Origin of the sequence: Streptomyces hilarionis (assembly GCF_024539675.1) — a bacterium.
GTDB lineage: Bacteria > Actinomycetota > Actinomycetes > Streptomycetales > Streptomycetaceae > Streptomyces > Streptomyces hilarionis.
On sequence record NZ_JAHHIT010000228.1, the window covers coordinates 1 to 9,837 of the forward strand.

At 72.4% G+C, this 9,837-nt stretch carries 10 protein-coding genes and 1 pseudogene; 7 read left to right on the plus strand and 4 right to left on the minus strand.

Features of this window, described 5'->3' with window-relative positions; genetic code table 11:
- Window positions 1-419 (minus strand): annotated as a pseudogene (locus KMS84_RS35815) (hypothetical protein); the annotation flags it as partial.
- A gap of 208 nt (window positions 420-627) precedes the next feature.
- On the opposite strand from KMS84_RS35815, the gene gcl reads away from it, so the two are divergent.
- Entirely contained in the window at window positions 628-2,418 is a 1,791-nt protein-coding gene (gene gcl, locus KMS84_RS35820; protein WP_256920709.1) for a glyoxylate carboligase, read from the plus strand.
- A gap of 285 nt (window positions 2,419-2,703) precedes the next feature.
- Here gcl and KMS84_RS35825 read toward each other — a convergent pair whose 3' ends face one another.
- The 3 genes from KMS84_RS35825 to KMS84_RS35835 form a co-directional block, all read right to left on the minus strand.
- The gene (locus tag KMS84_RS35825; protein ID WP_256920710.1) at window positions 2,704-2,955 is read right to left on the minus strand and encodes a hypothetical protein; all 252 of its coding nucleotides are present in this window, start codon (window positions 2,953-2,955) and stop codon (window positions 2,704-2,706) included.
- A 564-nt stretch (window positions 2,956-3,519) separates the two neighbouring features.
- The gene (locus KMS84_RS35830) at window positions 3,520-4,410 is read right to left on the minus strand and encodes a 2-hydroxy-3-oxopropionate reductase (RefSeq protein ID WP_256920711.1); all 891 of its coding nucleotides are present in this window, start codon (window positions 4,408-4,410) and stop codon (window positions 3,520-3,522) included.
- Between the two features lie 70 nt (window positions 4,411-4,480).
- A complete protein-coding gene (locus KMS84_RS35835; protein WP_256920712.1) occupies window positions 4,481-5,335 on the minus strand; it encodes a TIM barrel protein in 855 nt (284 codons plus the stop codon).
- A 240-nt stretch (window positions 5,336-5,575) separates the two neighbouring features.
- Here KMS84_RS35835 and KMS84_RS35840 point away from each other — a divergent pair, with 240 nt between their 5' ends.
- The 6 genes from KMS84_RS35840 (at window position 5,576) to KMS84_RS35865 (ending at window position 9,723) form a co-directional block, all read left to right on the plus strand.
- The gene (locus KMS84_RS35840) at window positions 5,576-5,824 is read left to right on the plus strand and encodes a hypothetical protein (protein ID WP_256920713.1); all 249 of its coding nucleotides are present in this window, start codon (window positions 5,576-5,578) and stop codon (window positions 5,822-5,824) included.
- A gap of 65 nt (window positions 5,825-5,889) precedes the next feature.
- A complete protein-coding gene (locus tag KMS84_RS35845) occupies window positions 5,890-6,189 on the plus strand; it encodes a helix-turn-helix domain-containing protein (protein ID WP_256920718.1) in 300 nt (99 codons plus the stop codon).
- Between the two features lie 144 nt (window positions 6,190-6,333).
- On the plus strand, window positions 6,334-6,840 hold the full coding sequence (gene uraD / locus KMS84_RS35850) for a 2-oxo-4-hydroxy-4-carboxy-5-ureidoimidazoline decarboxylase (protein ID WP_256920714.1): 507 nt from the start codon (window positions 6,334-6,336) through the stop codon (window positions 6,838-6,840).
- A 7-nt stretch (window positions 6,841-6,847) separates the two neighbouring features.
- Window positions 6,848-7,255, plus strand: coding sequence for a hydroxyisourate hydrolase (gene uraH / locus KMS84_RS35855; RefSeq protein ID WP_256920715.1), 408 nt, complete (start codon window positions 6,848-6,850; stop codon window positions 7,253-7,255).
- A 7-nt stretch (window positions 7,256-7,262) separates the two neighbouring features.
- Window positions 7,263-8,192: a factor-independent urate hydroxylase gene (gene pucL, locus KMS84_RS35860; protein ID WP_256920716.1), complete on the plus strand. Its 930-nt coding sequence runs from the start codon at window positions 7,263-7,265 to the stop codon at window positions 8,190-8,192.
- Between the two features lie 151 nt (window positions 8,193-8,343).
- On the plus strand, window positions 8,344-9,723 hold the full coding sequence (locus tag KMS84_RS35865; RefSeq protein ID WP_256920717.1) for an 8-oxoguanine deaminase: 1,380 nt from the start codon (window positions 8,344-8,346) through the stop codon (window positions 9,721-9,723).
- Window positions 9,724-9,837: the final 114 nt, after the last annotated feature.

The following is a 9,837-nucleotide window of genomic DNA, read 5'->3' on the forward strand; positions in this document are numbered from 1 at the left end:
CGGAACCCCGCCCCCGGCCCGGTCGCGTCCCCCGGCCCGCTTCCGGGCTCGTCCCCGCACCCGACGTCGTTCTGCGCCCCGGGTTCCTCCGGCGGTGCGGAGCCGTCCTGCGGCTCCGGCTCCACCGCGGTCCCGGGCTCGGCGCCGGGCCCGGCCGCACGGTCGGCCACCGGGAGGCGCAGCACCGTCCCGCAGGCGCAGCCCAGTTCGGGCCGCGGCCACTGGGCGCGCCGCCCGCAGGCGCGGCAGCCCAGGACGATCCACTCGTCGTCCCACGCCCGGTGGGCCACGGTCGTCGGCGCCGAGCGCCGGTCGAGCACCGGCGTGACGGGGGAACCGCACGCACACGGGTAGGACGGCACGGTGTAGAGGCGCTCGCGCCGGCAGGCCGGGCAGCGCACCGGCACGCTCTCGGACATGGCCCCCATCGTCCTCCTCCCGCCTCCTCCTGTCCGTCTCTTGACGACCTTTGCCCACCCACTTACATTGCTTCCAGATAGTAGAAAAACTTTTCCGTTATGCGGAAAAGCGAAAGGGCAACACCGCAGGAAGGGCTCACCGCGGGGCGCGACGGGAGAGCGAATCCGACAGCTGAAGCAGCTGAAGCAGGCGAAGCAGGAGTACTCCATGGCTCGTATGACCGCTGCCCGTGCGGCAGTCGAGATCCTCAAGCGCGAAGGCGTCACCGACGCGTTCGGCGTCCCCGGCGCGGCGATCAACCCGTTCTACGCGGCGCTCAGGGAGTCCGGCGGCGTCCGCCACACCCTCGCCCGCCATGTCGAGGGCGCCGCGCACATGGCGGAGGGCTACACCCGCGCCCACCCGGGGAACATCGGCGTGTGCGTCGGCACCTCGGGTCCGGCCGGCACCGACATGATCACCGGGCTGTACTCCGCCATCGGCGACTCGATCCCCATCCTGTGCATCACGGGCCAGGCGCCGACCGCCGTGATCCACAAGGAGGACTTCCAGGCCGTCGACATCGCCTCCATCGCCCGGCCGGTGACCAAGACGGCGGTCACCGTCCTGGAGGCGGCGCAGGTCCCCGGCGTGTTCCAGCACGCCTTCCACCTGATGCGTTCGGGCCGGCCCGGCCCCGTGCTGATCGACCTCCCCGTCGACGTCCAGCAGACGGAGATCGAGTTCGACCCGGACACCTACGCACCGCTGTCCGCCTACCGGCCGGTCGCCACCCGCGCGCAGATCGAGAAGGCGCTGCGCATGCTGAACGCCGCACACCGGCCGCTGATCGTCGCGGGCGGCGGCGTCATCTCGGCCGACGCCTGCGAACTCCTGCGGGAGTTCGCCGAGTTGACGGGAATTCCGGTCGTCCCGACCCTGATGGGCTGGGGCGTCGTCCCCGACGACCACGAGCTGAACGCCGGCATGGTCGGACTCCAGACCTCGCACCGCTACGGCAACGCGACGTTCCTGGAGTCCGACTTCGTCCTCGGCATCGGCAACCGCTGGGCCAACCGCCACACCGGCCGCGTCGACGTCTACACGGCCGGCCGCACCTTCGTGCACATCGACGTCGAGCCCACGCAGATCGGCAGGATCTTCGCCCCGGACTACGGGATCGCCTCGGACGCCAAGGCCGCGCTGCGCCTCCTCGTCGAGGCGGCGCGGGAGTCGAAGGCGTCCGGCGCGCTGCCGGACCGGTCCGCCTGGGCCGCCGCCGCCCAGGAGAGGAAGGCCACCCTCCAGCGGCGCACGCACTTCGACGACATCCCGATCAAGCCCCAGCGGGTCTACGAGGAGATGAACAAGGCCTTCGGCCCCGAGACGCGGTACGTCACCACCATCGGCCTCTCGCAGATCGCCGGCGCCCAGATGCTGCACGTCCACCGGCCGCGGCACTGGATCAACTGCGGCCAGGCGGGGCCGCTGGGCTGGACGATCCCGGCGGCACTCGGCGTCGCCACGGCCGACCCCGAGGCGCAGGTCGTCGCCCTCTCCGGTGACTACGACTTCCAGTTCATGATCGAGGAACTGGCGGTCGGGGCGCAGCACAAGATCCCGTACGTCCACGTCCTCGTCAACAACGCCTACCTCGGCCTGATCCGCCAGGCGCAGCGGGCGTTCGACATCGACTTCCAGGTCAAGCTGGAGTTCGAGAACGTCAACTCGCCCGAGCTGGGCGTGTACGGCGTCGACCACGTCAAGGTCGCCGAAGGCCTCGGCTGCAAGGCGATCAGGGTGACGGACCCCGCCGACCTGGGCGCGGCCTTCGAGGAGGCGAAGAAGCTCGCCGCCGAGTTCCGGGTGCCGGTGGTCGTCGAGGCGATCCTGGAGCGCGTCACCGACATCTCGATGAGCGTCACCAACGACATCGGCGCCGTCGTGGAGTTCGAGGAGCTCGCCACCGAGCCGGGACACGCGCCGACGGCGATCAGGACGCTGAAGGCGACGACCTGAGGGGTCGGGCCCGAAGGCCTGACGGCGACACGGAAGGGGCGGCCCGAGCGGGCCGCCCCTTCCGTGTCGCCGTGCCGGGGAGGCACGCGCGACGAGTCCCCCGATCCCGTCGCCCTCCCCGTCGCGCGGGGTCCGCCGCCCCCGTGTCGGCGGGCCCCGCGTGAGGACAATGTGCCCTACTCCGGGGGCCGTTGAAGCGTACTGAACAACGTTCAGAGCTTGATTTGAGGTTCGCGCCCTCCGCCGCCGTCTCCGGCGGTCCTCCTGCCGCTCCCCGCGGTGTCCCTACCGGCCCTGCGGTGGCCGGCCGTGCTCCTCGGACAGCCCCGGCCACTCGTCGGGGCCGCCGCCCTGCCATTCGATGAGGTCGCTCTCCTCCACCTCGATCCGGTCCAGGTCCGCCAGGCGAAGGATCTCCACGACGTCGTCGAGGTGCGAGGCGAGGCCGAGCACCGCGTCACCCGAGGTGACGCGGCGGGAGCCGTCCAGGGCCGGGGAGTGGACCACGATGTGCGCAGGCTGCGTCGGATCGCCCATGCCCCCAGCCTCCTGCGGGCGGGCCCGGTCCGCACGTCGGAGAACCTGCGCGCGCCGCGCGAACGCGTGCGGCTCCCCCGTCGGCGGGGCCGGCGGGGGAGTGGGTGCCGCGTATGGCCGTCCGACGGCGCGAGGCCGGGCGCGACAGGACGTTCGCGCCGCCGGACGGGGCTGGGCGGGTCGGGGACCGCGGCGGGTGCGACGGAACCGGACGCGTCTTCCCTCTGGTCGGGAAGGGCGGCTCGGTTCCTTCACCACCGCACTGGCTCACACGCCGCCGCGGTCCTCGCCCGGCCCGCGCTCCCCGGGTCGGCCACCCCTCATCCGGGCCGTCCCCGCGGTGCGGGCCGTTCGTGCGGCCGGTCCTCGCGCGGGCGCGGGGACCGGCTCCTCCTCCACCGGGAACCGCCCGGTTCGTCCGGTGGAGTTCGCCGCCGGCCGGTCACCGTGTGCGGTGCACCGGCCCGGCGGGGTGACGCAGGGGTTTCCGGGCGGCGCCGTCGCCTGGGCGCGACAGGACAGATGTCGGCGACGCCGCCGCCCGGAAGCATGTCGGGGCAGGGCTCAGAGCCGCGCGCCCGAGAGCCGCTCGACGGACCGCAGCAGCGCCGAGTGGTCGAGTCCGCCGTCGCCCTGCGCGCGCAGGCTCGCGACCAGCTGGGCGACCACCGCGCCGACCGGCAGGGCCGCGCCGACGGCGCGCGCGGCGTCCGTGACGATCCCCATGTCCTTGTGGTGCAGGTCGATCCGGAAGCCCGGCGTGAAGTCACGGGCGAGGAAGGCGTCCTTCTTGCGCGTCAGCACGGTGGAGCCGGCGAGCCCCCCGTTCAGGACGTCCAGCGCCGCCTTCAGGTCCACGCCGGACTTCTCCAGGAAGACCACGGCCTCGGCGCACGCCTGGATGTTCACGGCGACGATCAGCTGGTTGGCGGCCTTCACGGTCTGCCCCGAGCCGTGCGGCCCGCACAGGACGACGGTCCTGCCCAGAACGTCGAAGATCGGCTCGGCACGGTCGAAGTCCGCCTGGTCGCCGCCGACCATGATGGACAGCACGGCCTCGATCGCGCCCGCCTCGCCGCCGGACACCGGGGCGTCGAGCACCCGGATGCCCTTGTCCGCCGCGGCCTTCGCCAGGTCGACGGAGGTCTGCGGAGTGATCGAGGACATGTCGACGAGCAGGGTGCCCGGCCTCGCGTTCGCGAGGACGCCGTCCGGGCCGTAGGCGATCGCCTCGACCTGGGGAGAGGCCGGGACCATGGTGATCACGACGTCGGCGTCGCGCACGGCGTCCGCGATCGAAGCGGCCGCGGCGCCTCCGGCCGCGGTGAGCCGGTCCAGCTTGTCCTGCTCCAGGGTGAAGCCGGTGACGTCGTAGCCCGCCCTGACGAGGTTCTCGGACATGGGGGAGCCCATGATGCCGAGGCCTATCCAGGCGATCTTGGGAAGACTGCTCATGACGAAACGCCTCTCGGTGCGGGGGTGGGTGCGACGGGCTTCACGGCTACGGGCCGCACGGCGGCGGGACTCACCGGCGACGCGGTCCGCGGGCGGCGCGCGCCTCGCGGGGCAGCCACCCGAAGGCCTCGGCGCCGGGCCGGTCGCCGGACTTGTACTCCAGGCCGACCCAGCCGTCGTAGCCCGCCTCGGTCAGTCGGTCGAGCAGCTCCTCCAGGGGCAGCGTGCCCGTGCCCGGAGCGCCGCGGCCCGGGGTGTCGGCGATCTGCACATGACCGGTCCGCGAGGCGTGGCGCTCGATGACCGACGGCAGGTCCTCGCCGTTCATGGACAGGTGGTAGAGGTCCATGAGGAACCGCGCGTTGCCGAGACCGGTCGCCGCGTTGACCTTGTCGACGATCCCGACCGCGGCGGCCGCGCTCACCAGGGGGTACAGCGGCGACTCGGGCCGGTTCAGCGCCTCGATCAGCAGGGTCGCGCCGATCCGGTCGGCGGCGCGGGCCGCGAGGACGAGGTTCTCCAGGGCGAGCGCGTCCTGCTCGGCGGGGTCCACGCCCTCGACGCGGTTGCCGTAGAGGGCGTTGAGCGCCCCACAGCCCAGGGACTGCGCGAAACCCGCGGCCACCTCGACGTTGGCGCGGAAGCGCTCCGACTCGGTGCCGGGCAGCGACAGGGCGCCGCGGTCCGGGCCGGGGAGCCGCCCCGCGTAGAAGTTGAGGCCGGTGAGCCGTACGCCCGCGTCCTCGATCGCCCGCTTCAGGGCGTCGAGCTCGCACTGCTCGGGGGTGGGGGAGTCGATCCACGGCCACCACAGCTCGACCGCGCCGAATCCGGCCGCCGCGGCGGCCGCGGGACGTTCCAGGAGCGGGAGTTCCGTGAAGAGGATCGACAGGTTGACGTTGAAGCGCTGGTCTTCGAAGCCCATGGGGTTCCGCGCTGCCTTCCGTGTCGATGATTTCCGTATTGCGGAAGTTATTTTCTGCTTGTTGGAAGACTGCCGTCGTGGGTCGGGCCTTGTCAAGGGGGTGCCGCGCCCGCACGCCGCCGGGCGGGGCCCGGGCGGCCGGGAGGGAATCCGGACTCCCGGGTGATCGCCGGTCGGGTCCGTTAAGGTCGGGGTCCGGGCGTCGACGGCCGGGACCCGTTCAGGAAGGTGTGGGGCGCGATGCGACTGAAAGTGGAGTTCACCACCGAGCCCTTCGACCTCGACGAGGCGCCCGCGCACGCACTGGCCGCCCGTGAGGTGATCGAGCACGCCGACCTGGACGCGGTGGACGTCGGGCCCTTCGGCAACACCGTCGAGGGCGGCGCCGACGCGGTGCTGGCCGCCGTGGACGCCCTGCTGCGCAAGTCCCTCGGGGCGGGCGCGACCCGTGTCTCGCTCCAGGTCAACGTCGTCGGGGAGCAGCGGTGAGCGCCGGTGACGACGCGGCCTTCATCGCGGCGGTGAAGCCGCTGGTCGACGCGATAGGCGCGGAGATGCTCCCGCCGGACGAGGCCGGCGCCGAGGACGTCGTCCTGACCTGGGAGGGGGTGGAGTCCGTGGCCGTGCGCCTGCCCCAGCTCGCCGACTCCCTCGACCACATCCTCGCCGCGATGGAGCGCAGGAAGGGCAGGCCCCTGGCCGACCTGGACCGCAAGGAGAAGCAGGAGGTCGTGCGGATACTCGAGGCGCGCGGCGCCTTCTCCGTGCGGCACGGCGTGGAGACCGTGGCGAGCGCGCTCGGCGTGAGCCGCTTCACGGTCTACAACTACCTCAACCGGGAGAAGGGCGCCTGAAGGGCCCGCGCCGCCCGGCGAGCGCTCCCCGCTCCTCTCGGCGAGAATTTTCAACAAAGTGTTGACGTGATGTCGCACGGGGGCGTTAGCTGGCCGCAGCCCGCTCACGCACGAAGGCCGCCCCCGGCGGCCACGGAGGCTCCCGTGACTTCGACGTCCCCTCCGGGCCTGGCCCGGTTCAACGGCCTCGAGGAGTCCGCGGCCCGCGCCGCGCTCCACGAGGTGTGCGCCTCCTCGGCATGGGCGAGCCGACTGCTCGCAGCCCGCCCCTTCGCCAGCGTCGACGGCCTGTACGAGGCCGGTGACGCGGCCCTGGCCGAGCTGACCGCCGCCGACCTGGCGGAGGCGATGGCCGGACATCCGCCGATCGGCCGTCCTGAACCCGGCGACCCGACCTCGGCGCGCGAGCAGCGCGGCATGGCCGGCGCCTCCGACCGGCTCAGGGCGGAGATGCTCGAACTGAACCTGGCCTACCAGGAGAAGTTCGGCCATGTCTTCCTGATCTGCGCCACCGGCCGCACCGGCGAGCAGATGCGCGACGCGCTCGGGGAGCGGATCGGCAACCCGCCGGAGCGGGAGCGGGAGATCGTCCGCGCCGAGCTGGGCAAGATCAACCGTATCCGCCTCGCCCGACTCGTCGAAGAGGACTGAGACCCGCATGAGCACCAGCACCACCGCATCGGTGTCCACGCACATCCTGGACACCTCCGTCGGCCGCCCCGCCCCGGGCGTCGCCGTCCGGCTCGCGGCCCGCGGCGGCCGGGAGGCGGACTGGCAGGCGCTCGGCGGCTCCGCGACCGACGCGGACGGCCGGTGCAAGGACCTGCCGGCGCTGCCGGAGGGGACCACCCATGTACGGCTCGACTTCGCCGTGGAGGCGTACTTCGAGCACCGTGACAACCAGCGAGCCGATGCGCAGCAGGACGCCCCCGCGAATCGGGACAGCGGTGCCGCCGGCGTGTTCTTCCCGGAGGTGGCGATCACCTTCGCCGTCGTGCCGGGCGAGCACTACCACGTACCGCTGCTGCTCAACCCGTTCGGCTACTCCGTATACCGAGGGAGCTAGCAGACACATGACCGACGCTTCACGCCCCGCCCGCCCTGTGACGCTGGGACAGAACCAGTACGGCAAGGCCGAGAACCGGGTCGTCAGGATCACGCGGGACGGCGCCACCCACCACATCAAGGACCTCAACGTGTCCGTCGCGCTGAGCGGCGACATGGACGAGGTCCACTACTCCGGCTCCAACGCCCACGTGCTGCCGACCGACACCACCAAGAACACGGTGTTCGCGTTCGCCAAGGAACACGGCATCGAGTCCGCCGAGCAGTTCGGCATCCACCTCGCCCGCCACTTCGTCACCTCGCAGGAACCGATCCGGACCGCGCGCATCCGGGTCGAGGAGTACGCCTGGGAGCGGATCGAGACGCCCGGCGCCGACGAGCACTCCTTCGTGCGCCGCGGCCAGGAGACCCGTCTGGCCCAGATCACCTACGACGGCTCGGCCTGGGAGGTCGTCTCCGGGCTCAAGGACCTCACCGTCATGAACTCGACGAACTCCGAGTTCTGGGGCTACGTCAAGGACGCCTACACGACCCTGCCCGAGACCCACGACCGGATCCTGGCGACCGAGGTGGCCGCCCGCTGGCGCTACAACTGGACGGACGACGCCCAGCCGGCTCCGGACTGGGACACGTCGTACGCCGAGGTGAAGAGGCACCTGCTGCTGGCCTTCGCCGAGACCTACTCGCTCTCCCTCCAGCAGACCCTCTACGCCATGGGCGCGCGGATCGTCGAGCACCGCGACGAGATCGACGAGGTGCGCTTCTCGCTCCCCAACAAGCACCACTTCCTGGTCGACCTGAAGCCGTTCGGGCTGAAGAACGACACCGCCGACGGCGCCGTCTACTTCGCCGCCGACCGGCCCTACGGCCTCATCGAGGGCACCGTCCTGCGGGACGGCTGCCAGGCGCGGATACCGGTGGACCTCACCAACCTCTGACGCCCCGACCGCACCCCCGCCCCTCTCTCCCCTTCGGCACCCGCGGCCGGGGGCCGGGTCCCCGGCCGCGGCACTCAACACCTCCAGGGTCATGCCGTGCCCGCTCCATCCGGGTCCGCCGAGGACCCACCGAGGGAATAAGGACGAAACCATGGCAGCAGACCGGCGCATCGTCATCGAGAACTGCGCGATCGCGACCGTCGACGCCGAGGACACCGAGCACGCGAACGGACACCTCGTCCTCGCGGGCAACCGCGTCGAGTCGCTCGGCCCGGGCCCGGCCCCCGAGGGCCTGGAGAACGTCGAGCGCCGCATCGACGCCACCGGGCACCTGGTCACCCCCGGCCTGGTCAACACCCACCACCACTTCTACCAGTGGATCACCCGGGGTCTGGCCACCGACCACAACCTCTTCGACTGGCTCGTCGCCCTCTACCCCACCTGGGCGCGCATCGACGAGGAGATGGTCCGCGCCGCCGCCGAGGGCTCCCTGGCGATGATGGCCCGCGGCGGCGTCACCATGGCCATGGACCACCACTACGTCTTCCCCCGGGGCTCCGGCGACCTGTCCGGTGCGATCATCGGCGCCGCCCGCGCCACGGGCGTGCGCTTCACCCTCGCCCGCGGTTCCATGGACCGCAGCGAGAAGGACGGCGGTCTGCCCCCGGACTTCGCGGTGGAGACGCTCGACGGCGCCCTCGCCGCCACCGAGGAGACCGTCCACCGGCATCACGACGCCTCCTTCGACGCGATGACCCAGGTCGCCGTCGCCCCCTGCTCGCCGTTCTCGGTCTCCACCGAACTGCTGCGCCAGGGAGCAGAGTTGGCGCGCCGGCTCGGCGTGCGGCTGCATACGCACGGCTCGGAGACCGTCGAGGAGGAGAAGTTCTGCCACGAGCTGTTCGGCATGGGCCCGACCGACTACTTCGAGTCCACCGGCTGGCTCGGCGACGACGTGTGGATGGCGCACTGCGTCCACATGAACGACTCCGACATCGAGGCGTTCGCCCGCACCGGGACCGGCGTCGCCCACTGCCCGTCGTCCAACGCCCGCCTGGCCGCCGGCATCGCGCGGGTCCCCGACCTGCTGAAGGCCGGCGTCCCGGTCGGCCTCGGCGTCGACGGCACGGCGTCCAACGAGTCCGGCGAACTCCACACCGAGCTGCGCAACGCCCTGCTGGTCAACCGCCTCGGCCCCCACCGCGAAGCCGCCCTGAACGCCCGTCAGGCGCTGCGCCTGGGCACCTTCGGCGGGGCCCAGGTCCTCGGCCGGTCCCGGGAGACGGGCTCACTGGAGCCGGGCAAGCTGGCCGATCTGGTGCTGTGGCGGATGGACACCCTCGCCCACGCCTCCATCGCGGACCCGGTGACCGCCCTGGTCTTCGGCGCGGCCGCCCCGGTCACCGCCTCTTTTGTGAACGGCCGTCAGATTGTCGAGGACGGAAGGCTGTTGCACGTCGACGAGGACGCGATCGCCCGCTCGACCCGCGCGCAGGCGCAGCGCCTGGCGCGGATCGCCGCGCAGGGCTGAGCGGGCCCCGAGAACTCCGGGCGAGGGGGACGGCCCTGGCCCGGACGCCGTGACCGGGGCGCGCGTCCGCGCGCGCCCCGGAACCGGCTCCCGCCGCCCTGTTCCCCCCTGCCC

Excerpts from the sequence above, each read along its gene's own strand:
- uraH (WP_256920715.1), top strand. The coding sequence starts at position 6,848 with ATGAGCACCAGCACCACCGCATCGGTGTCCACGCACATCCTGGACACC.
- KMS84_RS35825 (WP_256920710.1), bottom strand. The coding sequence starts at position 2,955 with ATGGGCGATCCGACGCAGCCTGCGCACATCGTGGTCCACTCCCCGGCC.
- pucL (WP_256920716.1), top strand. The coding sequence starts at position 7,263 with ATGACCGACGCTTCACGCCCCGCCCGCCCTGTGACGCTGGGACAGAAC.
- KMS84_RS35835 (WP_256920712.1), bottom strand. The coding sequence starts at position 5,335 with ATGGGCTTCGAAGACCAGCGCTTCAACGTCAACCTGTCGATCCTCTTC.
- KMS84_RS35845 (WP_256920718.1), top strand. The coding sequence starts at position 5,890 with ATGCTCCCGCCGGACGAGGCCGGCGCCGAGGACGTCGTCCTGACCTGG.
- KMS84_RS35840 (WP_256920713.1), top strand. The coding sequence starts at position 5,576 with ATGCGACTGAAAGTGGAGTTCACCACCGAGCCCTTCGACCTCGACGAG.
- gcl (WP_256920709.1), top strand. The coding sequence starts at position 628 with ATGGCTCGTATGACCGCTGCCCGTGCGGCAGTCGAGATCCTCAAGCGC.
- KMS84_RS35865 (WP_256920717.1), top strand. The coding sequence starts at position 8,344 with ATGGCAGCAGACCGGCGCATCGTCATCGAGAACTGCGCGATCGCGACC.
- KMS84_RS35830 (WP_256920711.1), bottom strand. The coding sequence starts at position 4,410 with ATGAGCAGTCTTCCCAAGATCGCCTGGATAGGCCTCGGCATCATGGGC.